The organism is Flavobacterium gyeonganense (genome assembly GCF_029625295.1).
GTDB lineage: Bacteria > Bacteroidota > Bacteroidia > Flavobacteriales > Flavobacteriaceae > Flavobacterium > Flavobacterium gyeonganense.
The window spans coordinates 495,857-522,854 of the sequence record NZ_CP121112.1 but is presented as its reverse complement, the minus strand read 5'-3'; the positions used below and the strand labels follow the sequence as shown (position 1 = coordinate 522,854).

Below are 26,998 nucleotides of genomic sequence, written 5' to 3'. Positions count from 1 at the left end.
TTTAATTTATGTTTATCTCAGTTCCTTCTTTGAAAATTTTCTTAAAGCTTCCGTTTTTTAATACGGAAGCATTATATTCAAATCCCTTAATTTTTGTCCCCTTTAGAATATTTTCATTATTTACACTTTTAATTACCCAACCTTCCATCTTTTGTGCAATTGTTTGATTTGGGGACCAGCTCGTACCTTTTGACAATTTAGTGTCAAAAATTATGACATCTAAAATATTTTTCTTTAAAATTGGGTCATATATTTCTCTGACAGCAACAAAATCAGGAATGAAATATTCACCTTTTGCATTACAAGGAGCTTTAGCGGTAAGACAAAATTGAACCTGTGACAAAATTGTCCTTTGATCAAGATCTGCAATTTTACTTTTTAATTTTTGGTATACTTGCGAATTTAAATCTTTTAATTGATTTTTTATAAGTTCTTCAAACTCTTTTCCAGCTTTGGTAACAGTTTTAAAGAAATTACCTTTACTCCATTTATCCCATAATGGATTTTCTCTTGCAATTTGCCAAGCTAATCCCGGATCATCTTTAAGGACTTTCCAAATATCAACATCATCAACAGTAGATAGTAAATCTTTTATTTTTTCACCACTTGAGTTAGATGATAAATCACTTTCTAATTTTACTAAATAAGATTCGTCTAACTCTTTTACTCTTTTTAATACTTCATCAGAAAGTTCAGAAATTTTACTTAATCCTTTAGAAATTAGAGATTTTTTATAAGCAACAATATCAATTGCATCGAAAACAATTTCAGTTGCACTTTTTGTTAATTGATCTTCACTTTCATTTAGTAACACTTTTGTTGTAGTATTCCCATCAGTGATTTCAGCAATTAGATTTCCATCAGCATCGGCTTCACTTAATATAGTTAATTTTTCTTCAAGTTCCTCTGGAGTCTTTTTTAATAATTCTTTTGCTTTATTTACAGCATTATCTACATTTTCGGACAAATCAACTGCAATAGGAATTATCATACTGTACATTCTGTTTGCTTTTGCTAGTTTGAATCCTGGCTTTATAAACGCTTTGGTAACTGCGAAGCTAATTTTAGCTGCAGTTCCAGTTCCTTTAATAGTGACTTTGATTAACTTTCCGGCAATTTTCATAGTTTGGCTCATTATATCTAAAGACTCAATTACTTTAGAAATTTGAGCTACTTTGCCAACTTTAGCAAATGAAATAGCAATTGTAACAATGTTTGCCACATCATAACCTAGGGTTTCTGCAATTTGACACGCCTGGCCAGTATGTGCTTTTTTGACCAAACTCCAAATGCATACATTACCATCCTTACTTTCGGTACAAAAAATATCCAGTTTCTTTATTCCTTCCCACATTTCTCCCGCTCGATCACCACCATCAATAAGATTAGTTATAATCGCAGCCATTTCGGCTAAACCTTTTACTTGATCAACGAAACCATTCCAAACGCCACATTTAAAAGCAAAATAAATGTGAGTAGCATTTACTAATTTAGAATTAGTAATTGTAATATTATTTTGTTTTAATACTTGATCGCCAAGTAAAGTTGAAAAAGAAAATGGATCAACTAAACTTACGTAGTATAAGATAGGATTATAATCTTTTGTAGTTATCTCTGGATTATAAAAGCGTTCCGGTATTTTTGCTTTAGTAACAACACTTGCTATCCCATCTAACATTGCCGTCAATGGATTAAAATACGTATAGGTACCATCAAATTTTGGTATAACTTTACTTAACAGAGATAAAAATCTGTTTACATCATTATTACCACTTCCGTCAATACCATCTCCTAAAAACGTTTTTACTTCAGGTTTTTCAGCATCTATAAAATCAATTAGCAAACCAATCTCTTTTCCTTTTAAAGAAACTAGATATTCGGTAATTTCATTTCTTTTTTCTGTAGGAGTGTTGGCATCAATTAGATAAATTTTACATAAAATACCGGTGTTTTTATTAATTCCACCTAATTGATTTAATATTTTTTGCTTTTCTTCAGTTGTAATTACTGTCGCTAAATCAAAAACATGAGCTGTTTGTGTACCTACGTCTGTTTTATCTTCTGTATATGTTTTATTAGCATTTTTACCTAGAGTGACCAGATAATTAGTGTAATCAGTATTGTTTCCATTTCCTGATTGTGTAGTATTGCATCTAACATATCCCCAATAAATATTTCTTTTTTCATTGTCTTTTATATAATACTCATCAATATTATATTCATCAATATATTTATTTAATCCTTCAGTATCATGTTTATCAATAATGTCTTTTAATCGTTGATTATATACAGTTCTAAGATATTTACTTTTTGGGCAGGATTTATCATTATCATAAAATAGATAAATTTTACTTTTATCTAATTCAGGTTCTAATTTTTGGTCAGTAATAACACTATCGTCACTACCAATATATTTATCAATTGTCCATGCGTATGTAATTTTATTTTCACCTTTATGGGTTATAAATCCACCAAGAAATCCTTTATTGGCTAAATTAATGTTTGCGACTGTTGTTTCATCTCCATTGCTAACGAACTCCCAATTCGGAGAAAGTCCATACCCTCCAGCCAAAGCCCCAGAAGAACTCTTCTGAAACCCATAAAACTTCCATCCGCCACTATGGATAATATCCCAATCGTTATGAGACAATACAGTACCATTTCCATAATCCATCAAAAGATCTGTTTTTTCAGATTCAGCATCAGTTGAGAATGGGTGTTTCAGGCCAAAAATACCGTGGCCTAATTCGTGTGCAGCTGTTTTTAGATTACCATTGTTAAATACAAAAGCATACTGACTTCCTAAAGGCATAAAACCTTTATAGTTATTTTGTCCCGCTTTTCCGGTATAAATAACATAATACGTTTTATCGTTATATTTAAAATCAGCACTGGATTCAATCTGGCTGATAATATTATTCTGATCATTCGTATAAACATCAAAGACACCACTTTCTCCACATTGGATTTCATTTGGTAATGCTCCAATAGCAACTTTTTGAGTAGTAACATCAAACTTAATCCCAACTTTGTTATAAACTTCGTTAAAGAAATTTTTAGCCTCGCCAGCGCCGGGACTACTTGCTCCATTTACACTTAAAAGGGTGATATTTATAACCGGTTTTTGGGTTAATTGCCAAATGTTTACTTTTCCTGCAATGTCTGATTTTCCGTCAATTGTTTTGGTTTCGTCTTTAGGATCTTTTTCTTTAGCCCCTTTTACCGTTGCAATGATGCTTTCTTTAGAAAAGTTTAGTGTTCTTTTCAGTTTTATCTCTGCTTTGGTAGCGCTTGTCCATTTTACATCAACGGCTGCCCCGGTATTGGTTTTAAAAACAATATCGTCTTTGGTTTTTCCGTTTTCAAAATCGGCTTCGGCGATTAAGGTATCGGGACCATTCAAATCTGAGACGGCTTTATAATTTACGTTATAGACACTTCCGTCTTTTGTTGGAAGAGTCTCATACGTATCTTTAAGTTTTTTAGGCCCTTTATCAGGAAGTTCATCAAAAGCATAAATGGCTTTAGGACCGTCCTTAAAAGTAATTGAAACATCGGGAGAGGATATTTGTGTAACCTCACCGCCGCTTGAAATTCCGTTGGTGTTTGCCGCAACGGCTCTACCGCCTTCTGCAGATTTGATAAAGGTAGGCTGACCGCTGCCATTGGCCGGAATATTGACTACATCACCGCTTTTATCAATATAAACCTGGTCATAGACTGATTTTGGCAATGTGGTCGATTCGCCATTAGTACCTTTGATGGTAGTACTGCCATCCGGATTCAATGTAACTCCGTCTTCTTTTACTTCATATGCTAACTTGCCCTCGATAGGCTTACCGTTACTTCCTGCAATATCATTAGTAATTTTATCGACATCAAGCATTTTATCCCAGTTATCTTTATCATAACTAGCCACAATTTCACCCGAAATCAATTTGAAATCGGTATTGACGCCAATATTATTGAAAGTAATTTTGATACGGGAGAACTGACCAATATTGATCTTTTCACCTCCAAGGGCATCAGCAGCATCAATCAGCTTTCTGAATTTCTCTAAGAAGGGAAGCGTTACATAACCGTCTCCGGTAAAAGTTCCGTTGCTACCGGTACTGTGCAGGACAACTATAGGAAAATCACCTGCCGTAACAACATCATTTGCAAAAAGTTCCTGAAGCGGATTTTTATTGGCTAAATCTGCTGGATCCGGTTTAATGCCGCATCCCTGAAAAGCAATTTCGTCTTTAACAAGGGTTGTAAATTCCTTAATCGTGCTATGGGTATATTTTCCAACTTCACAGGATGCTCCTACGGTGTATTCGTAAACAGCATTTGGTTTTAGATTGCTAAGCGTTATATTTTCTCTTGGAGTAACGAGTTTATACCATTCTGAATCAGCATTTTTTTCACGATAATTCACCTGATAATCATAATTGTCAATATTACCACTCCATGTTATTTTGGCCTGGTTCTCACTGACTCCTGAAGTAGCTATGGCAAGTGGGGCGGTACAATAAGCTTCATAATCGAAAGAAAAAATTTCGCTGTATCCGTTATTTTTGAAAACACCTATTTCTTCGGCACCAAAAATTGCCTTCGCTTTGACACGCCATGCGTATTTTTTTCCGGGAATCAACTGCGGTTCATTAATGCCATATTGCAGTGTTGTGTTTCTTGTGGTAGTAGTATATAATGGGGGAGAGTAGGCAAATGCATTTTGAATGGGAGTATATTTGTCCCAGATTTCTACTAGTGAGAATTCGTATTCTACATTGCTTACATTGATGCTTCTTGGCGTCCAGCCGAAAACTATATTCTGAATATTTTGCTGCATAAAAGAAGCATTATTCAAAGGCAGATTTAAAAATGGAGGATCGTTCTGAAAAATAATAGTATTCGTGCCAGTTTTATTAGAAAGCTTTCTGCCGGTAGCAAAATCATAGACTTCGACATAAATATTATAAAGTCCTTCCGGTAAAGGCTGCGCATATTGATTAGGAGTAAGTCCCAGTAGATTCTGATATTCAAAATAAGGAGCCAGATCTACATTGGTTAACTGTAACGGAACTCCTCCTTCTAGATACAGCGGACGGGCACCTGCAACAAAATCATTGGTATTAAACGATATTCCGTTGCCCTGAAAGTAAATTTTCAGTTTTACCTGTCGGTTCGAAATGGTTAAATCGTTTAAAACAATCTGAATTTTTATCGGACTGTTAATTGTAGACGCATCGGCATAATGGCTTAGATAAATAGGAGAGGGCTGCTTGATTTGTGTTGATACCGATATGGGATAACTCTGTGCATAGCTCTCAAAACTAACAAAGGAGCTTAACAGCAAAATCAACAGATATATTTTTTTTAGCATTTTAGGTAAGTTAGGCTTGTCCATTATTTTGGCGGTTTAATATCCTGGGATGTACTTTATTTTTGAATATATTTTAAATCAATTTCATCATTTGAGGCATTTTTAACTGCCAGATCATAATAAAACGGAATTATTTTTAGTTCGATGGCTTCCACTATTTCGGATGCATTCTTTTTTTCTTTGATCAATTTAAAAATGGCTTCAATATTTTGTTTGCTGAATTCGGCTGCATTTTCATTTTGCTGCATTTCTTGTGAAGGGATTTTAGAAAGTACTGCCATTTCACGCAGCATCCATCGGTGGTTTTTTAGTTGGTTGCGGCTGTTGTTGCTTCTTTCTACCAGTTTTAAATATGAGTTATAGCTGTTTCTGTCAGTAATATCGGTTTCATTTATATTATGAAGCTGGTGACTGTTTACTCTTCCAATAGCTGCTGTGTAAGCATTTTCAAAACCTTCATCTTTTTGGCTCATTTCTTTTTCCAGTTTCTGGGCAGTTTCAGCTAAATAAGTGTTGTATTTTTCTGAATTATCTTTTTCTTCGGTAAATGCTTCCAGATAATCCAGCACTTTTTCTTTCAGTTCCTTATCGTCAGGCGTAAGGGAAGGCAGTGTTATTAAATGCTCTAAACGCTCTTTTTCGGCTATTGGCAAAGAATTTAAAGAAAGTTGTTTTTCTTTCAGCTGGGCTATAATATCTTCACGGGTTCCTTCAAATAGCTGATTCTTAAAATTAATTTTTAAGACAGGTGCAGAAGCTGTTTTATCCTGATTTTCAGAAAGAGGTTCTCTCTTCGGACGCATTTTAATTTTATCAAAGGAATACGTATAGGCTAAGGTTGCTGTAAGATCATTATTCTTTTGGGTTGCTGAATTGCTGAATAAAGCAATTACACCCATATTGAAATTGTGGTTTTGAAGATAAATATAAGATCCGTTTAACCTGAAATTGATGATGTCATTTTGTTTATCTCCATTGTTATAACTGGTATTGTAGCTTGTAGAAGCATTGGTGGTCAGTTTTTTGTCAAAAAAGAGTTTTGACGCACCAATTGTTGGCCCAATGATGAGGTTTTTTCCGGAATCAGTCTTACCGTAAGTATTATTTAAGGATCCTGTAAAATTCAAATCTTTGTCAGGATAACCTACCGTATAGGCAATACCCGAGTTGTAGTAAGTTGAAGCACCACCTTCAATTGTTCTTCCCTGTTGTTGGTTTACGGCGTCCTGCATAGAAAAATTAGCATTTATGGCTCTTTTCAGATGCTTGTCGTTCTTTATGAGATAATTGATGTTTAAAGCTGCATTTTGATTGACCTGTCTGAAGTTTAAGGTATCCAGATAGTCATAATCAGAAACCTGATTGATGTAGTCAAACTGGTTTCGGCTGTTGGTATAAGACTGAAAATTAGAGTAGTTTATATTCAGGTTTAGTTTTTCATTCGGTCTGAAATCGGCAGTAACAGAAGATACCACGCGTTTCATCTGGCTTTGTTTTTGTTTGTCCAGATTGTCTTTTTGGAGACCCAGGTTTAAGGCTAATGAAACTTTATCCTTTACTATATTCTGGGTTGCATTTACGGTAATGTTTTCCAGATCATTGTTGAAATAATAACCTCCTAAAGTTCTGTAGTTAGGATCAATTCTTTCGTATCCGAGTCCAAGGGTTCCTTTCCCGGCAGGATAAGTAAGCTGACCTTTAAAAGCATCGTAGCTGCTTGTAGTGCTGTTTTTATTTAAGAAGAAAGAGGAGAGGCTATTTCCTGTTCCATTGCCATCAGCACGTAAGTCTTCCGTAATGCTGCTGTTGGCATATTCAGCAAAAACCTGCATTTTTTTTAGTATTTTAAAAGAAGATTCAATACTTATAGCGGCATTGTCTTTTGGAGTTAGACCTAATTCAAATGGAACAGGGTTAAATAATGATCCTGCTTCATCTTTTGCTTTAAAAAAGGTAACACCCAGATTTACTTTTTCAAAAGCGTATGATGTTTTAAAACCATATCCTAACCTTTTATAAGTTGGAACAATTTCCGGATAAAGATTGTTATACTCGCTGCTTTTTAATAAACGTCCGTACATCGCACTAATCTTAAAGTTGCCTTGTGGAGTAAGGTCAACACCTACTCCTGAAAATTGATGTCCGCTCAGGGTGTAAGGAGAAAAAGTCATGCTTACATCTCCAATGTGCCCGGTAATCCATTTATAAGACGGATGAATACTCAAACGATTCATCAGTACCGGTTTACCATAGCCCAGCTTTTGATTGGTGTATGAAAATGAAAAAGGTAAATTGTATAAACCTGCTATATTTACATTAATGTTTCCGTTCAGAAAATAACTGAAAGGTTCTCTTGCAGCATTCCCTGAATAGAAAACAGTATTGGCAGATGCACCACCGCTAACATTGATTAATTTGGCTTTGCCCAGTTCCTGTACATTAAAGTTTTGCGAAAAACCAAATGCACTTAGTAAGAGCAGGTAAGTATTAAATAATATTCTTTTTAAAGTCATTCTTTATAAGCTGTGAGCATCGAATTCGAAAATCCGCTCTTTTTCATTATTAAATTGATGTTTGTTGCCAGATCAGTCTAAGATTACTGAATAATGATTTTTCTTAGTTTACTTCCTTGCTGAGATTCAAACAGTACAAAATAAAGTCCTGGTGGCAATCCGCCTAAATTAAAGTTGAACAGGTAATTGTCTTTTCCTTCTTCGGTTTTAGAATCAATAAGCAGGTTGTTATTTAAGTTATACACCTTCACGTGAGCCGGCATAATTTTATCCAGTGTTACATCAACTGTAAAAATTCCCTGTGATGGGTTCGGATAAATTTTCAGGTCAAATTTTTTCTCTGTAATAGGACCCTCGTCAGGATTTTCTTCATATTCTCCTTCAGTAACCAAAATTTGTTTAGTCTGGAAAGCGGTACAATTTCCTTTTTTAGTGTTTAAAGTAATTTCATACTCTCCGGTTTCACTAAAACTGATTTCAGCATAATCCTTATTTTTAGTCACAATGTTTGCTTTAGCCGGTAAAATCCATTCAATTTCATCAGCTTCAGGGTTACTGATATCCACAATTATAATTTTTTCATTTTTGAATACCTGGCTTGACATTGCAAATTCAGCGCTAATAGCTGTGTTTTGACTCAATATCTGAATGGTATCTGTAGCTTCGCAGCCTAATTTATTGGTAACAGTTACAGTGTAATTAGCAGGCTCAGAAACAGTAATCATAGCTTTATTGCTGGAAAAACCTTTATCAGATTTCCATGAATAAGTTGCTTTGTCATCGTCAATCGTAGCATTAATGGTCAAAGTCTGATCAAAGCATAATGTTACGTCTTTACCAAGATCTATAACATCTTTTGGAGGATTTACAATTGAATAAGTTCTTGAAATAATACAGCCTTTAGCATCTGTAATTTCAATTGTATAGTCACCTGCTGACGCATTGCTTAAAGTGTTTGTTTTTTCTCCGGTATTCCATGCATAAGTATAGGGTGCGATTCCGGCTATAGGAGTTACTACTATTGTAGCATCAGAACCTCCATAGCAGGTTGGAATTTTTATATTTTCTACTGCATCCAGATGAGCCGGTGCTGTTGTAGTAATGGTTTTTGTAATTGTACAACCACGGCTGTCGGTTACCACTGCAATATAATTTCCGGGAGGAACGTTTTGTATACTGGCTGTTTTAGCTCCTGTATTCCATGAATAATTATACGGCTGGGTACCACCGGACGGTGTTGCATTTATAGTCCAGTCATTATAATCTCCGCATAATACATAATCAGATGTCAGGATATTGGTTAAAATTGCAGGTTCTGTTACAGTCAAAACTTGACTTGTAGCCTTATTACCATTAGAATCAGTAGCAATTACATAGTAAGAACCTTTACCAATACCGCTTAAAATTGCAGTTGATGCAAGGGTGGTTGGATTTCCGTTTTCAAACCACTGATAAGTGTAATTTTCTCCGGACTTTAAGAATCCTCCTATTGTCGTTGGTTTTAAGCTTCCGTTTTTATCACCATTACACAAGATAACATTTTGAACTGCAATACTTGTTTCCAGTAATGGCGGTTCTGTTATTTCTAATAATTCAGAAATCAATTCACAGCTTTTTGAGTCTGAAACTACAACATAATATTTGCCTGCAGCCAAGTTTGCTGCTGTATTTGTATTTTGATTGCTATTGGTATTATCACTTTTAAACCATTTATAGGTATAGTTGCCGTTACCGCCCTGAGCAGTAATTGAAGCAGATCCGTTGCTTAAACCCTTTCCTGTAGCGGCAGAGGTGACAGCAGTTATGCTTAATGCTGTTGGAGTAGTAATTTTTACAGTCGTATTTGCACTACTACATCCCTGAGAATCTTTTACATCAATTATATAGTCTCCTTCCGCTAAATCTGAAATAGTTGTATTTGTTGCATTGGTAAAATTTTGCCAGTCTTTAACTAGTAAACCTTTATGAAAATAGCGATAGCTGAAATTTCCATTTCCTCCAGAGGCTGTCACAGTTATTGTTCCGTTGCTGTCTCCGAAACATTTTACAGGTTCCTGTGTTGTTGAAAATACTAACGGATCAGGCTGTGTAACAACGATTGTATTGCTGGTTACTTCTACTTTTTTGGAATCTTTTACAACAACATAATAACTACCCGGTTTTGCATTCACCAAAACATCTTCGGTTTCGTCAGCTAATAAAATAGAATTGCGGTACCATGAATATTTTTTTGACCAAATCCGCCAGCTGCATTTGCTCCTATAATACCGTTGTTTGCATCATAACAGCTAATATTTTGAGTCTGGTTTACACTTATAGTTAAAGGATTGTCCCTGAAATCAAAATCAGCATATTTGATACATCCGGTTGCATCTTGGGCAGAGATATAATAATGATCCTTTGTTAATCCGGAAAAATCAGCTGTCATTAAGGGGCTGTTGGAAATCGTTTGTATTATTGTTTCTGCGCCTGCACTATTTTTTGTATAAAATTTATATTCATAGTTAGCTTTTCCACCTGTGATTTCAAAGTGCAGACTACCATCATTTCCATTTAAAGCAGTAGGGTTGCTGTACGTTATTTTTTCGATATCAAAACCAAAATCGGCAGGTTGCGTAATTTCGATGTTTTCTAAAACACCAATACAATGAGTAGCATCGCCAATATTATAATTTGCATCACGAACTTCAACTGCATAGATACCTGCTGGGAAAGTATTTAATGACGTTGGGGTAAAGTTTTCGTAAATAGAGTTGGAGAGGTTTTTCTTTTTCCATTGGTAACTGTATTCTGGCGTTCCGTTTACTATTAATGGCGTTCCGCCTGATGCAGAAAGAACAATTGCTCCGTCTTTATCTCCAAAACATCTTACGTTTGATTTTGAAGCTAATGAAACAACAATCGGCGTAGGTTGTTTAAAAACAATATCAATACTATTAGATTGAATTCCACTTGCATCAGTTGCAGTAAGTGTATAATCTCCATCAGCTATGTTAGCAAAGTTTGCTGTATTTCCGTTAATGCTGATAACGGCAGCCGTCGCTTTATTTTTTAAATTATAGGTGTAAATTTTATCCGCCTGATTTTGATTATAAGTTGCCCCGCCATTGGCTGTAGCAACTAGCGAACCTAATAAGCCATTACATTTAGCCTGCAGATGTGTTTCAGTAAGTGCAGGTTTCGTAGGCTGCTCAATTATATATGTTTTTGAATCAAAACAATGATTAGAATCGGTTACCGTAACACTGTAAATACCAGCAGGAGCATTAGAAAGCACAGGATTGTTTGTACCCACAATTGTCCCTGCATTATTTTTCCATTGGTAGGTGTAAGGTAATGTTCCTCCCACTGCGCTTATTTCTATTTTTCCAGTTGATAAACCAAAACCCGTAGTTGGTGTAACTGTTGCATTATCTTCTATAATTACGGATTTAGCAGGCTGGGTAATCTGAATAGTTTGTTCAACAGGTCCGCAAAGATTTTTGTCAGTTACTCGTATTGTGTAAGTTCCTTCAGAAAGTCCTGAAATGATTCCGTTCTGATAATCTACAGTTCCTCCAGTGCTAATTATAGAATAGGGTTTTGTGAGGTCAGTATCTTTTGTTCCTCCAGTTATATGGAGTGTAATCGTTCCGTTATTTCCTCCAAAGCAGGAAACATTTTCTTTTGTGTATGTAAAAGCCAATTGATCTGGTTCAGTAATAGTAAAAGTATTGGTGCCAAAAAGAGCATTGCTATTTGCATCTTTAACAGTAACCACATAACTGCCTGCACCTAACCCAGAAGCTTTTGAAGATGTTGAAGCAGCAGAAATGATCTCGGTAGAAGTATATTTTATTCCGGTTGTAGTGTTGATCCATTCAAAACTATATTCTTTAACACCACCTTTTACAATCATTGTATATTCTCCTGAAAAATCTCCCTTACAAAGAATATTTGTAAAAGGAGTCTGGATTAAACTAACCACTTCAAGTTTATCAGGCTGGGTAACAGTATAATCAATTTGAGGTAGTGTACAGCCATTAGCATCTTTTACAATTAAGTGATAGATGCCGGCGCTCAGATTAGCTATTGACGCTCCAGTACCAATTATTGAAGCTGCACTGCCTTTTCTCCATTCGTAGCTATAATTTGGTTTTCCACCGGTAACAGTAACGGATATACTTCCATCATTGGTTTCAAAACCTTTTAGATGTACAGGTCCCGGAGTTGAAACCTGAAGTGGGGCAGTGGGTTGGGTAATTTTGACTGGCTGGCTAAGAGTTGCAGTACATTCATGTCCAATTGCATCTTTGACAATTACATTATATTCACCAGCTTCAAGCGTATTTAAGTTTCCTGTATAACTTGTGCCATCTTTTGTCCATTGCTGGGTGTAAGGTGCAGTTCCTCCTTCAATTGCAATTTCGATTGCGCCTGTTGCCTCACCAAAGCATAAAACATTGGTTTGTTTAGCAACTGATACTTTTAAAGCGTCAGGCTGTGCTAATGTAAAATTGATTTGTTGCGCAGAGGCAAATGGTCCCGGATCAGGGTTTGCACTGTCAGTTACATAAACACTGTAGTTGCCAAATCCTATACCTGAGAGGCTTGCGGAATTTTCTCCGGTTAATGTAGTTCCATTTTTTTCCCATCTGTATCTATAAGGAGCTACTCCTCCTGTAACTTCTGCAATCAGCTGACCATTAGAGTCCCCGTTACATTTAATAAAAGCAGATTCTTTAATAAGTACTTCAAGTTTGGTTTTTTCCAGAACCGTAAAATTGTATTGTACAGACTGACATAAGTTTTTATCGGAAATAGTTAAGTAATAAATTCCTGCCCTGACTCCGTTTAAATCTCGTATACTTGCTGTAAAGCCATTATTGGATGTCCATTTGTATGTATAGCCGCCATTACCCCCCACAGAACCTGATGGGAAAATGACAGATCCTGTACTTTGGCCATTAATCGCAACATGTGTTAGAGACGGGGATGAAATAGTTATTTTAGTCGGATCTGTAATTATAATATCAGTAAGGCTTTGTGTACATCCGTTTGCATCTGTAACAGTTACAGAATATGTTCCCGCTGATAGTCCGTATCGGTCTTTGCTGACAGGTCCGTCATTCCATTTATAAGAGTATGTTGGAGTACCACCGCTTACGTTAATTTCTATTTTTCCATCACTTCCCCCATTACACGAAACATTTTGCTGCTGGGTTGCAGCATTACTTGTAACGGATAACGGCTGTAATGGTGATGTAATAGTATAAACAGCCGAGGCCACAGGTACCATTTTGTCATCCATTACCTGAACAGAGTAAGAACCTCCTACGAGATTATGTATTGTTGCATTTGTTTCGTTATCTATTTTAGTGGCACCTTTGTACCATTGATATTGGTAAGCAGAGGTATTGGCAAGAGTTCCTCCTGATGCCTGTACAGTTATTGTCCCTGTATTTTCTCCGTGACATTTTACATTTTGCTGGCTGACAAAAGTTACCGCTAATGCTTCTAATTTTGCTACAGAAGGTAAAGAAGTACAATTGTTACTGTCTTTTACCACAACCTCATAAGTACCATTTTCAAGATTGGTAATGATATTGTTACTATGTGAGGATGTAACTCCGCCTTTCGTAATGAAATAGGTATAAGTACCAGTACCTCCTGAAGCAGCAATAGTTATTTTTCCGTCAGTGCTATTCGTGCCGGATGGCTGCGTTGTTGTTAAAGAGGTAATACTTATCAGAGAAGGAGCTGTGATGATGATGTCATCAGTACTGTTATAGGTACAGCCATTTGCATCGGTAATAGTATAATAGTAATTTCCTGGAGGTAAACCTGTTCTGTCTGGTTGTCCTGCGATATGGGTTGTGGTAAAGGTACCATTCCAAAGAATTGAATACCCTGGAGTACCACCATTAATATTTAGTGAGATAGTACCATTATTGCTGCCATTACAGGTTACGTTAGTTTGTGTTTCTGCAACAGATATAGCGGCTACAGGCTGCGAGATATAGAATTCATTAGACCATTCTGAATTTTTGTCAGGGTAGGCGCTGTCGGTAATTTCTACCTTATAAGTTCCTGAATATAAGTCATTAGTAATTGATTCTCCCCTTAAACCAGTATCCTCAAAAGTAGTTCCATTACTTTTGAACCATTTATAAGTATAACTTCCAATTCCTCCTGATTTGTTAGTTACATAAAGCTCTCCGGTATTTTTACCATGACATAAAATGGCTTTGCCAGCAATAGTAACTTCAAGTTTACCAGGCTGCCCGATTGTAAAAGGATATTCCACACTTTCACATACACCATTTTTATCTTTTGCTTTTATAGTGTAGTTTCCATATGCTAATTTTGACCAGTCAGATACAGCTGTAATCAATGAACCATCTTTTTCTCCAGATATAGTCATAAGTGCCAGTTCCGCCTTTAAAGACTACAGTCAATGTACCATTTGCCAGACCGAAGCCTGTCGCATCTGTTTTGTTGAGTACTCCATCAATCTCAATAGGAGCAGGATTAACAAAAGTTACAGTTCTGGCACCGTCAACAGCATTCGGGGTAACAGTAGCCAGAGTTTGTGAATAACCCCAAAAACTTGTGATAAGCAATAATAATAGTAAATGTTTTTTCATAATTTTTATCTTAGGATTATTGCTCAATACAGTTATTTGAATCTGTTACTTTGATGTTGTACTCTTTTAGTTCTGCCTGTTGTATGGTTACAGTTTTTTTATTTTTGTCAGATGGATCAAACTGAATTTTTTTACCTGTGTTACTCCGTTGATAATTTCAGTTTCTCCATTTAGGTTATTATAAAAATAAGGAGGAGTGCCGCCATCGGCTTCAATAGTTAGATCTACTTTGTCGTTATTACATTTTGGATTGTAAGCTCTAACATTAAAAGTAAGTGGCATAACAGCATCAATTGTAAAGTGGTCACTATTGTTGTCACTAAAAGGGGTAGGGTTGCCTTCTTGAAATGTTTGGTAACGTAAATAAAAAGTTCCTGAATCTAAACCAGTAAAGCTAATTTTTCGATCTATATAGTTGTCTTTGTAAACATATTTGACTTGTGGTGGTACAGGAGTACTATTTGCTGTTATAGTCATTAAATTCAATAAGAAATATTCGTTGGTTTGTAGATCCCTGTCAAATAAAAATGTAACTTTTGCATCATGGTTTTCAAAACAAGTTGATTTTGATGTAATCGGTACACTAGCTAAATGAGGCGAACACGGAATTATATAATAATATTGCGTTGGTATTCCTATACGTCGAAAATTGCATGGGATTGGTTTATTGGGGGGAGTTTGGGCTATTTGTTTTTCGCAGTTATCAACTAATAAATTAGGATTAGGATGTGAGCCTACATTTGTTAATGCTTCACCTTTTATGTAAAGAGGCCCCACATACGGTGATACACTATCATCATCAACAGATATAAATCCTCTAATATCGTCTTTGACAGTAAATATTAATCCCTCTCTATACTGTTCCTGTGTGTGGTTGAATAAGTTCCAATTTAATCCATCAAAACTATAATAATACAATACTAAATCATTTGAGCCTGGAAAAGATCTTATGTCGTCAATCTTTATAATTTCACAATCACCTTTGGTAGTATTAATTTGGCCATAGGTAAGTGCATCAATAATTAAAAAAAGTATGATGAGATGTTTTTTCATGATTTTTCTTTAAAGCTTATTATTGTTCAATGCAATCATTAGCAGCAATTACTTTTATGTTGTATTCTTTACACTTTAATTGTTTTATGGTAACAGTCTTAGTATTTATGTTTGATGAATCAAACGGAATCTTTTTATCTTAGTGAGCATTTCAGTTTCTTCATTTAGGTCATTATAAAAATGGGGAGGCTTACCCCTGCCGGTTTCAATGGTTATATCTACTTTAGCCTTATAGCATATTGGATTATCAGCTTTGATTTTAAAAGGCAGAGGAGGCAACGTATCATACGAAAAGAAGTTGCTAATTCCTGAGACCCTTGGTTTATTATTTTTAAAAGCCCAATACTTTATTTGATAATTTTCATTTGGAAATAATGTAGTTTCGCTGTATAAAGACATATACTTTAATTCTTCTTCTTCCAAATCTCGATCGAAAGGTATTTTTATTTCTTTAATTTTTTGATAATAACAAATTGGAGTTTTTAGCCTGATATCGCCGTAAACAATAGGTTCGCATGACAAGTATAGAACACCATAATCAAGACTTGCATATGAAGTATTAGCTTGGTAATAATAACCTGTGTCGGGATCATTCAAAACTATAGGAATATTATAATTAAATTGAAAAAAGATTATTTTATTATAATAATCATTATGATTTTCATCAGTAATTTCTTCTATAAAGTAAAGCTTTTTCATAAACTAAAGCGATTTTTCAATACAATCATGTTCATCGGTTACTTTTATTTTGTAACTCTTTTTGGTATCGGAAACAGATAAGTTTAAGGGCTGACTTGCACTTCGGCTTATAGTTGTAATATTGTTAGTAGTGGTTGAAGTTTCAGCTGTTGTAACGGTAAAGGGAATTTTGGTTCCTTCGTCTAAAGAATAAAAATATTTCCCAGAACCTCCTTTAACGTTTATAGTCAAACCTCCTTCTTCATTATGGCATAATGGGTCTGTAGGATCTATAGTAAATGTTAAGGGCTCAGGATCCTGATATACAAAAGGTTGTTCGGAAAGGAGATAACCTCTGCCAACTCCATTAACCATGCCTTGATATTCAACTGCATAGCTGGTATTATTTATAAGTTTGTTATTGATGGTTGTAATGATGAAGGAATGTTTGTATTTTCCTTTTATTGGATCATAAACCAGATTGGTTACCACATCTTGTGACAACTTAGGCTGGTCTTGGGCTATTTTAGGATAACGAATAATTTGAAGAGGCCATATTGACTCTCCAGGTTCTAATTTTCGGTCAAAATACACATCAAGACTTGTTACAGCATCACCACTGCATTTAGGGGCTACATATTCTACTCCCGTTACCACTGGTGCTCCGGCTTTATAGTTAAAGTGTAGGATATTGGTAAAAGTTCTGTTTCCGGTTCCGTATCCAAGCCTGAAAGCGATAGGGCCAAAAACACTAGTATGTGCATCACCAAGCATTTCCTGCATCGTAAAAACAGTATTGTTAGTTTTGTTTATTTTAAGACCGTTAACCAACTTATCCGGTACACTTTCCCATGAAATTCCTCCATCCGTACTGTATTGCCAGTTGTACACAAAATCTGGAAATAAACTTGTAGTATGTGCAGTGGGAGTGGTGGCTTGTAAACGTATTTGTTCGCCTGCCAGTATGTCTGTTGAGGCCTTGTCCATTCGGGTAATCAAAAGGTCGTTAGGAAAAAAATTTTGTATTGTAATATGACCGTCTGGAGTATCATCAACACCATCATAAGCAATGCCTCCTGTAATAATAGAACATTCTATACAATAATCACGATCAAGAGGATCGCTTGCAATTGTATTTTCATTTCCCTGATAGGGAATACGGCTATAACAATTTGAACCGGATACTCTGGAAAATGGTATTTCCACAAATAAATCATCATAAGTATCTGTATCACCTAAACGATTTGATCCGCGATATCTAACTTCATAATTCCAGTTAATATATCGATCCTGATAAAAAATACGACCTTTCGCTTCGCCATAATATAGATCAGAATGTGGATTTGGATATTGTCCAGGCCAGTAATAACGACTGTATTGTGTTTCTGCATTTCTTCCAGGGAATTTATCCCCTATAGGATTAAAAGAATTATCATAATCATAATGATATCTCAGAATAAAATCATCATTGATAGGTATAGTATAAGTTCCTTTTATAGGTGTATCCCTTCGGCCTCGAAAATCCTCAGTAGAACCAAAACTCCAAAAATAGGAATTAAAGGTTTCACTACTATAGTACCAACTACCTGAAGTTGAATTAGGCGAACAATAATTAGAAGATAGTCCGCAAGCATAATACTCCACATCAAATGTATAGGTAAGCTGTCCAAATGTCCAGTAAGAATTTATAAAAACAAAAAGGAGTAAAAGTTTTTTCATATTCGATTTCATAGTATCATTGGGTAATGATTTCAAAAAGTTGTTAGTCGGGGCTTAGAATTTTAAACTAAAAAAATCCATTTTAGAAGTCCTCCCATCTTTAAATACCGCCCTAATCCCATATTTATAATTGGTATTAATAGTAATCGTAGGATCAGACAAACGTTTTATTTTTCCATTCAGCACCTGAATCAACTGTAAAGCTTCAGTATCTGATGCCTTATAAATTTCAAAACTGTTTACCTCGGTATTCGCATATTCCCATGACAAATCAATAGTATTGGTAGTTTTGTTTACTTGTGCAAAAAAACCTTTGATAGCAGGCATTACTGAATATTTAGGCACGAACATGGCTACTTCTGGGGATGCTTTAGAAGTTAAATTACTCTCATCCTTGGCAAAAATGGCATAGCGATAGGTATTACCTTCAACAACGGTTTTGTCCTGAAACTTTTCTTCCTTGTTTTTGGTATCCAGAATAAGCGTCCAGTCTTTCTGGTCGTTTTCTTTCCTGTATATCTGATGGCTGACCACATCTTCGCTCTGGCTATTAACCCATTCCAGGAAAACTGCTCCCTCTTTTATTTCGAAATTTGAAAATATAGGAGAAGTAGGAGGGATTACATCAGGTTTCTTGATGATTAGTACTTCTGAAAAATCCGACATATTATAGCGGTTATCTACTGCAATTATTTTATAATATACCTTAGGGTTTAAGTTTTTAATTTGTACTTTATCTTCGTAAGTAATAGATTCGTGTGGGCTCACTGTAATCTGAGTGAATTCTTCGTGAGGAGTATTTCCTTTGTAAATACGGTACCCTAACAAATCCTTTTCTTTGTTTGCAGTCCAGGTTAGCTTTACTATGCCTAAACTGTCAATTACACCTTTTAATCCGATAGGTTTTGAAGGTGGTATAGAATCTACAGGCTGTACGAGCATGGGAAAAGAAGTTCTATTACTCCCTTGCTTACCAATGGCAGTAATAGTAAAATAATTTGTTGAAGAAAGTTTATTATACGTCACCGAACGGTTTTTTGCAGGTATATTTTTTATTACGGTAGTATAGTTGATATCATCGCTGTCAGAACGGTTTAATTCAAACCCGGAAATTTCAGCATCGCCTTCTACCGGGAATTCCCATGTTAAGGTAACAGTTGTATCATCTTTAAAATCCTTAACTTTTAGATGAGGCACAAATTTCAAAATGGTAGTTCCTTTTCCGGTAATAACTTCAGAATAAGGGCTTAGTTCGCCAAATGGAGAAATTCCCTGTATTCTGTAGCTGTACGGTTTATTGTTGGCAATAGAATCGACATAAAAAATACGGTTGTTATTTGCATTTTCCTGATTTAGGGATGTATAGGGCTTATCAGTAATTCTTTCAAAAGTCTTCTTATCTGTGGAGCGTTCTATATAATAACTTCCATACACTTGTGATAAGGTTTTAAAATTCCAGCTAAGCATACTGCTTTTATCCGTAAAGTGAACAGTAAAATCAAGTGGTTTTGGTAGGGGTTCATATTCTTTAAGCCCCACGAATATTCCGCCATAGTCTATATTTAGTTCATTTTCAGGAACATTTGAAACTACTCTGTAGGCATATTTTTCATTTATTTTGGCTGTTTTATCTTCAAATCCCAGACCAGCTTTTCTGGCAATTTCAAAATCTTTATCGGCACTAAATAAGGCAAATGTAAAACGTTGTTCATTCTCTTCAGAAAGGTTTACAATGTTTTGAATAGTACCACCTCCTTCTACAGCAAAGCTCTCACCATAAATAGCCTGTGCAATAATAGCGGCATTATCATTATTTTCAATAACTTTTTCCCATGATTCTAGCGGTTCAGGCTTTATAACTTTGGCAAGAATCAATTTTTCAGGTTGCGTTAAGGTTTTATTGTCACGTGTCACGGTATATCTTTCTAATCTATAACCATAAGTATTTAATTTTTTCCAGGCAATTGGGGTCGTAACAGCCCATCGCAATAAGATCCTGTCTTTTTGCACTCTGGCTATAACTTGAATTTCGGGTTTCTTTTCAGTTATAGTATCTTCTTTACTTTGGGAAAAACTGGTAAAACCTATTGTAAAAAAGAATAGGATTAAAAATAGGGATCTCATGCTTAATTTGATTTGTTGAAAGTAAAAATAGAACTCGTTCCTGCCTGACCTCCGGGAAGTGTATAATTCAGTTTAATGTTGTAATTGCCTTTTTTTAAATATGGAAATTCACCGTTAATGATATAATTATATTTCGCTATCATAGCCTGATTTGAGGTATTCAGATATTTATTTACGATTTTATATCTTAAATCAATAAAATCATTTTTATAGTAAAAAGGCAGGTTGTAGCGATAAGGCAGATATTCTTTAATCATGAAACTTGTAGGGTTGTTAAAAATATAATCCTGATACCAGGCCATCGTTTCTACACCTTTTACTGGAGGGACGCCCAAAGCAATATTGCTGCTTTTATTCAGTTTTAAATCAGCTTCCAGAGGATATCCCTGATAAATAAGAGGATAAATCTCATTGTTGTAATAACTGTTGTCTAAAATAGCTTCTGTGCTTACAAGTGGTTGAAATAAAGTTTTCGAATTACCAATAAGTTCTGCTTCATCAAAAGGTTCAGTAGAACTGTTTAAGGATTGTAAAGCATGTACATCAGAATAGATAATTTCCACTAATGTTTGTTTAGGTTTTTTTGCAGCCATTTTTTCCTGAAAAGTATTGTATTGGCTGGTGTTAAAGTTGTATTGTACCAACTCAATAGCTTCTGCACCGGAAACCACTTCTTTAAGTTCATTGTCTTTTACATCCACATTGTTATCGTCCGCCAGATTTTGAGTCTGGTAATTTTCGGTTAAATTACCATTGGCTTCATTTTGTTTTTCTAGTGTCATTAACGATAAATTGTAAGGCTTTGCCTGTTCTAACACAGGTAAGTCAACAATTACTTTTTTCAAATCAGAATTATATCGGATAGCGGTGTTGGTTGTTTTATTTCCGGTTTTATAAAAGGCTTGTTGGGATTGACCAGGTTTTAATTCAAATAAATAAGTCTGACCTTGTTTCAATACGATATAAGCTTCCTTACTTTCATTTTGATATACATATTTCTGATCAAATACAGGATAACTGTAAGCAATATTGTTTACCGGGATGTTTTTAGGTGCTACACCTGTAGTAAAGTTTCGAACCTCATTTTCCATAGCAACCTGGCCTTCATCCATAATGGTTTTCCACGTACCGTTTACATTTTCCTGGAAACTTACTTTTGCAGTTATCATTAAATTAGAGTTCTGAGGTAAAACTTCACTGGAATTAAAACTTAATAAGTCTTTTGTACTATTCCAGCTTATGGTACCAATAACCGGAACACCATCTTTTTTTATTGTGTATTCTTCAAGTTTGAGTCGGTATGTTTTTGTTCCTTTATCATCTTCGAGTGTAAAGTTTTTATCTACAGGCATATTAAAGGCAACTTGCGGAATCGCAAAAACATCTACATCTTTTGATCCTTCAGTTGGCGTAATGTCAGCAATAGATTTTAATCCTGCCAATGGATCTGCATTTATAAATTCACATTCTTTTCCAAACTGTAATTTAAATCGAAAACTACCTCGTATCGCTCCTCCAAGAATACTAAAATTACCGGCCATGTAACCGCGTATCCATAAAGGGTTTGGTAGTTTGGCCTGTAGTAAAACAGCGCCTCCTCCCTTTATGATAGATATTTTCTTGCGTACGAAAAACAATTTGATATTAATGCCCAGTTCCCCTTGAAGGTATGCATAAGATTGCCCATTTGCATACCAACCGTTTAAGCCAATTTGTCCGGAACCCTTACATTCAGCGTCTCCGTAATCTTTTACCATAATATCGAATCCAAATCCGGCTTGAAAATTAGCGTAAAACATTAAAAAGCTTAAATTCCCTGTTTTTATGCTAAAATCTGCACCAAACGCAAATCCTCTTCCTGCATCAATCATATTTTCATTACGCATGTAATCCAGTTTGGAAGCATCTACTCCCAAAAGCTGTGCAACAATAGCAGGTGGCGGCGGACTTCCCGGAATATCGTCACCCAGCATGAAGTAACCACCGGCTTCCACTTCAATTGATCCTATGGCTAATTTAATACCTAATCGGTCGGTCGGTTTTCCCATATGGATGTACCATTTATCAGGGCCAAAATGTAAAACAGCCCATCCGGCTCTATTTCCGGATGCTCGACCTTTTATAAAACCACCGGGTGTATCAATATATAGATCAAATGAGCCATGTAAAGTTTTGGCTCTGAAGTCATATTCAATAGCAGCAAAAGCATTGATTCCCATAGAACTTTTTACATCATTCGGATACAACGTAGCCGCAGCTTCTGATAGATTTGATGTTTTTAGAGCTTCTAAAGCTACTTTTGACATAAGGCTTTCATTTTCTGCGACAGCTTTTAAAGCGCCTTGCAATTCTTCTGCACCCGGTATCTCAAATGGCTGCATTACATGGCCTTCACCATAAATACTGATTCTGTTAAGACCGCCATGATTGTTAAAAGCGATTTCAAAACCGGCACCTCCCCAAAAAGCATCGGCAGTAGCAGTTCCGGCAAATTTAATCATGGCTTTTACCCCAAGACCGGATTCGGAATCTGGAACATAATTAGAGCCTGAAGCAGCAAATCGGTTGCTAAAACCGTCTTTTTTCATTCGGTAATAAGCACCTCCGCCAAAGCCTTTAAAAGTTATCGCACCTGCAGGAATATTCAGGTTATCCACCATAGCATCTACATACCAGTACCTGAAAGTGGTAGAACCAAAAATAGCATTGGCTTCAACAGATATTCCTCCTGAAAAATCAGCTTTTAGCGATCCTTTAAAACCTTTGCCGTAAACAGGGTCATTGTCCATTATCTCAATGCTTCCCTTGAATTTCATACCGCCTAAGTCAGCAGCAATGTCTACACGTTCAAATTTTAAATGAGAAAATTTCCACTTTTGTATGCCGTCGTCTTTTCCAAATTTACCTACGACATTAAATCTTGTTCGCCCGCTAAATTGATCTTTCATCAAATTAACAGACAAATCTATTTTTAGGGATGCGGATGCATCATCAGCTATAAGTGCAATCTCATGGATCGTGATTGGGAAATTGGCTACTTTAGAAGAATTAGGATCGGTTTCAGCCTCATTTTTATAGCCAAAGTATTTCGCTTTGAAAATGGGGGTTACCGTTTGTAATTCTAAATCCTGAAATAAGATGCCCTGAAAAGCAACGGCACCTTTTTCATCTTCATCTTCATCTACTGTTTGAACTGGAGTTGGAGTTGTTGTAGTGGTTTTAGTTTGTGTGGCTTGTGCCATCGGTAGCCCCATTGAAGATAATGTAGGCCCGGAAGCTTCCGGTTCCTGATCAGCATTTGGCTTATTACTTCCTTTTATGGTAATGCTTCCATTTAAAAAAGCTTTCGGTAAAAACTTGCCTTCTTTTACCTTTAACTCGATGTAAGATCCCTTATCAAATCGAGCGGTAGCTTTAAACGCCTGAAAGCAGACATTTTCGCTTACTTCCGCTTTTAATAAATATTCATCGTCAACAGGATTAATAAGGGCATTATACGCAATTTCACCACGTGTTTTAGCTGCGCATTTTTTGGATTTATCAGACAACGGTAAAACAATAGCTCCGTTAAATTTGGCATGCATTAGTGAATTTGCCCTGAATTCCATTTCAATATGATCAACAGAAAATTGCCATCCTGCAGCACTGCCTTTTCCTAAATCCAGAACATTGTCGGCAGAGAAATTTCCGGAAACACCCATTCGGTCTATTAACAGATTGGTTGCTTTAAATGTAAGTCGGTTATCGGTTCCTTTCTCCTTGAATTGGGAAGGAAGGACTACTTTTAACGAACTTACAAATAATCCTCTCCATAAATTTTCATTTCCAGGCACCAGATAATCTTTTTGATAATCTTTGGGCCAGACAATAGAACTGGAATTATGAAGGTCGCTGAAATCAATTACGGCTTTGTTAAGTTCAAAACAGGTTCCTTTATAATTGGTCAGTTGAAAAGTAGGCAGTGATATTTCTACTAAAATATCATTCCAGTTCGATACAATAGTTTTAAAAGAAGCCTGAACTCTTTTTTCAGCAGGAAGAGGATTGTAACTGGCATCGACAGGCTCTAATAAATTTCTCGAAAAAACAACATCAGCTTCCAGTCCCAATTCCTTAAAGCCGTTACAATCTATAGTTACATAAGTTTTATTCTTTACTTCGCCGGTCGACATTTCCATGCCGCCTTTTAAAATCAGCAACAAATTCTCACCATTGATTTTTATAGGGACATCACCAAGTAAAACCAGATTAGTAGCACCAACTAAGCCGCCTTTATGGGAAAGTTTGATATTATTGGCTCCAAAAAATAACTGCTTTTGTTTCCCTGTTTCATCAGTTTGAGGAAGAGTAATCCTTACAAAAGCGGTCAGTTCAGTATATTCCGGAGTAAATTTGGCATTGCTGATTCCTAAAAGGTATTGTATGCCGCCAATAGTTTTTTTGATTCCTAATGGCAGTGTCGAAAGCTTTTTGGGCTCCAGAAAATCCGTCAGGAGGCTCATATTCTTGTCAATTTCTTCACAGGTAGACATCGCCTTGCCTAGGTCATTGCTGGTTTGGGTCGTAATTGGGAAATGGCTTTGAATAAAAGAACTGGTAAATTCACTTTCTGCTGGTGCCGATATCGAAAACGGACTAAGGGAAGGAATCTCTTTTTGCGATATATTTTTTAATAAAAGAGATTGTTTTTTTTGAGCAGTAATAGTATCATTTGCATGGGCAAAAGTGCCAGAAATGATAAATAAAATAATATAAAAAAAGAAATAAGTGAACTTTGGGGTAGTTTTTTTCAATTGCAAACAGGTTAAGTGATATCAAGTGATTCTTTGAACAATATGTTTTGTAGAGAAAGACTTATTATAATAGATTTTACGGCGGTCAAATATAAAATAAATTTAACAGGAAAAAATAGAGAATTTAAACTTTTTTTTAACATGTTTTTTAATATTAATAAAAGGGTATAAAAATGCTATTATAGAGTGTTATATCATAGAATACAGCAGTTTTATGAGGTGTAAATGGAAGTTATAAACATTTATTTCTTTACTGGAGTATCGTCAAAAGTAGAGCTTTAGTAAGGTTTTTGTGTGCCTTAATTATTTAAGAATCCTCCTGAAAGTAAGGTTAATTCTAGGTAGTACATCTCTGGAGGTTTTAGGAACCTGATGCTGCCAGAAACTGTTTGTAGTGCCTGTCATCATTAAAAAGGTGCCATGATGCAGCGGAATCTCAATTTGCGGAATCTCTTTTCTAAACTTGTGTCTCAGTCTGAACATTCTGGTTTCTCCAAAGGTAACAGAGGCAATGTCCATGTCCTTGTTGCTGCTTTTTGTCTTGTCGCTGTGCCATCCCACACCATCTTTTCCGTTACGGTAAAGATTAAGCAGTACGGCATTAAACAGTATATGGGTTTCTTTTTCTACACGTTCTCTGATGACTTGCAGTTCACTCGGCCAGCTTTGACTGGATTCAGTTGCATCTAAATTAACGTCGCTGTACCACGAAATCATTCTGGGGGCGGTAACTACTTTATCATACATAGGCATATCATATTCACGCCATTGCGTTTGATGAAGTAAGGTAGTGTAATAATAATCAGACTCTTCTTTCGAAAAAAAATTGTCGATTAAAAGCAGGTCAGCATCAGGAACATCAAACTGTTTTTTGCCTCCTGTACCGCTCGAAAACAATTCGGTATCATTGAAAAGCGTCATTTTCATTGTTTTTGGAATATACAAAATTAATACAGATAATAACAATTTTTTCTATATTTGTGGTTATAAATTGTAACAAATAGATTATGTCCTTATTTTCAGATAACATCAGGGTTTTAAGGGTTAGGCAAAAAATCTCGCAGGAAAAATTAGCAGAGAATCTTCAGATTACCAGAGGCAGATATGTTAAATATGAAGATGGTACTTCTGAGGCTCCGTATGAAATCTTAAAGAAAATAGCCCGATATTATCACATGAGTATTGATTTACTGCTTTCGGTCGATATCCGAAAAATCGATATGCAGCAGTTACTGAAACTCGAAAGCAACAGATTGGTCTTGCCGATTCTCGTAGATCATGGAGGGGAAAATTTTATTGAAATCGTAACACAAAAAGTAAAAGCAGGCTATCTTAATGGATACGCGGATCCGGAATATATTGAAAGCCTCCAGCAGATTTCGCTTCCTTTTCTCGGGCCGGGCAAACACAGGGGGTTTCCTGTTGAAGGAGATTCAATGCCACCGCACGAAGACGGAAGTATTATTGTAGGACGTTATGTAGAAAGGCTGGGAGATGTACAGGATGGCAAAACGTATATACTCATTACTAAAAATGAAGGAATGGTATATAAACGCCTCAATAAAAATAAAAAAAACGCTTTGGTTTTAGAATCAGACAATAATTTCTATCCAAATTATGAAGTCAGACTCTCAGATATTATCGAAATCTGGGAATACCGCTGCAATATAGGGCGCACAGACAAAAAACAGGAATTGAATGAAATTCAAGACCTGAAAGAATTAATTTTAGATGTAAAGAGAGAAGTAAACGAAATACGGAAGAATAAAGGATAAGTAGATGATGTAAAGCAGAATTTTACTTCGGGTTACTCAACTGCCGCTACAAGTACAGATTCCATAAATTTTCCGGTTATGATAGTCCCTTCCTCATCTTCCCATTGGGTAATAACATTTTCAATCAATTCAGGTTCAAAGCCAATTACCTTCATGACAGGACCGCCAAACTCTTGGCGTACTTCCTGATTTTTTTTAAAAGTGGAGTTCATATAATGTATCTTTAATTTGACAGTTGTATTTTAAAAACATTTTACGTTGATTTCATTAATTAAATTGACCAACTCTGGAAATTCAAAAATAACAGCAGCAGTACTAAATCATTTATAAGATAAGGTTGTTTTTGTTA

13 protein-coding genes are annotated in these 26,998 nt (G+C 35.7%); 1 reads left to right on the top strand and 12 read right to left on the bottom strand.

The window, feature by feature from the left end:
* Position 1 precedes the first annotated feature (1 nt).
* The 11 genes from P5P89_RS02045 to P5P89_RS01995 all read right to left on the bottom strand — a co-directional run bounded on the left by P5P89_RS02045 (position 2) and on the right by P5P89_RS01995 (position 25,795).
* Positions 2-5,368, bottom strand: a complete 5,367-nt coding sequence (locus tag P5P89_RS02045) for a fibronectin type III domain-containing protein (protein ID WP_278010521.1) — start codon at positions 5,366-5,368, stop codon at positions 2-4.
* Positions 5,369-5,424: 56 nt separating this feature from the next.
* Complete coding sequence (locus P5P89_RS02040; RefSeq protein ID WP_278010520.1) at positions 5,425-7,881, bottom strand: TonB-dependent receptor; 2,457 nt, start codon at positions 7,879-7,881, stop codon at positions 5,425-5,427.
* 83 nt (positions 7,882-7,964) lie between these two features.
* The gene (locus P5P89_RS02035) at positions 7,965-10,052 is read right to left on the bottom strand and encodes a T9SS type A sorting domain-containing protein (RefSeq protein WP_278011974.1); all 2,088 of its coding nucleotides are present in this window, start codon (positions 10,050-10,052) and stop codon (positions 7,965-7,967) included.
* 23 nt (positions 10,053-10,075) lie between these two features.
* Positions 10,076-14,284, bottom strand: coding sequence for a SprB repeat-containing protein (locus P5P89_RS02030; protein WP_278010519.1), 4,209 nt, complete (start codon positions 14,282-14,284; stop codon positions 10,076-10,078).
* Positions 14,235-14,507 carry a hypothetical protein gene (locus tag P5P89_RS02025; RefSeq protein ID WP_278010518.1) on the bottom strand — a complete coding sequence of 91 codons (273 nt, stop codon included), beginning with the start codon at positions 14,505-14,507 and terminating at the stop codon, positions 14,235-14,237. Before P5P89_RS02025 ends, P5P89_RS02030 begins: the two co-directional genes overlap by 50 nt.
* Before the next feature lie 87 nt (positions 14,508-14,594).
* Complete coding sequence (locus P5P89_RS02020; protein ID WP_278010517.1) at positions 14,595-15,560, bottom strand: hypothetical protein; 966 nt, start codon at positions 15,558-15,560, stop codon at positions 14,595-14,597.
* Positions 15,561-15,665: 105 nt separating this feature from the next.
* Positions 15,666-16,259: a hypothetical protein gene (locus P5P89_RS02015; protein ID WP_278010516.1), complete on the bottom strand. Its 594-nt coding sequence runs from the start codon at positions 16,257-16,259 to the stop codon at positions 15,666-15,668.
* Positions 16,260-16,262: 3 nt separating this feature from the next.
* Positions 16,263-17,957, bottom strand: a complete 1,695-nt coding sequence (locus P5P89_RS02010) for a hypothetical protein (protein WP_278010515.1) — start codon at positions 17,955-17,957, stop codon at positions 16,263-16,265.
* A 54-nt stretch (positions 17,958-18,011) separates the two neighbouring features.
* Positions 18,012-20,081 carry a fibronectin type III domain-containing protein gene (locus tag P5P89_RS02005; protein ID WP_278010514.1) on the bottom strand — a complete coding sequence of 690 codons (2,070 nt, stop codon included), beginning with the start codon at positions 20,079-20,081 and terminating at the stop codon, positions 18,012-18,014.
* A 2-nt stretch (positions 20,082-20,083) separates the two neighbouring features.
* Positions 20,084-24,874, bottom strand: coding sequence for a hypothetical protein (locus P5P89_RS02000; protein ID WP_278010513.1), 4,791 nt, complete (start codon positions 24,872-24,874; stop codon positions 20,084-20,086).
* A gap of 303 nt (positions 24,875-25,177) precedes the next feature.
* Complete coding sequence (locus P5P89_RS01995) at positions 25,178-25,795, bottom strand: alpha-ketoglutarate-dependent dioxygenase AlkB family protein (protein WP_278010512.1); 618 nt, start codon at positions 25,793-25,795, stop codon at positions 25,178-25,180.
* Between the two features lie 86 nt (positions 25,796-25,881).
* Here P5P89_RS01995 and P5P89_RS01990 point away from each other — a divergent pair, with 86 nt between their 5' ends.
* Positions 25,882-26,649, top strand: a complete 768-nt coding sequence (locus tag P5P89_RS01990; RefSeq protein ID WP_278010511.1) for an XRE family transcriptional regulator — start codon at positions 25,882-25,884, stop codon at positions 26,647-26,649.
* Between the two features lie 32 nt (positions 26,650-26,681).
* Here the strand turns inward: P5P89_RS01990 and P5P89_RS01985 are convergent, their stop codons facing one another.
* The gene (locus P5P89_RS01985) at positions 26,682-26,861 is read right to left on the bottom strand and encodes a hypothetical protein (protein WP_278010510.1); all 180 of its coding nucleotides are present in this window, start codon (positions 26,859-26,861) and stop codon (positions 26,682-26,684) included.
* Positions 26,862-26,998 lie beyond the last annotated feature (137 nt).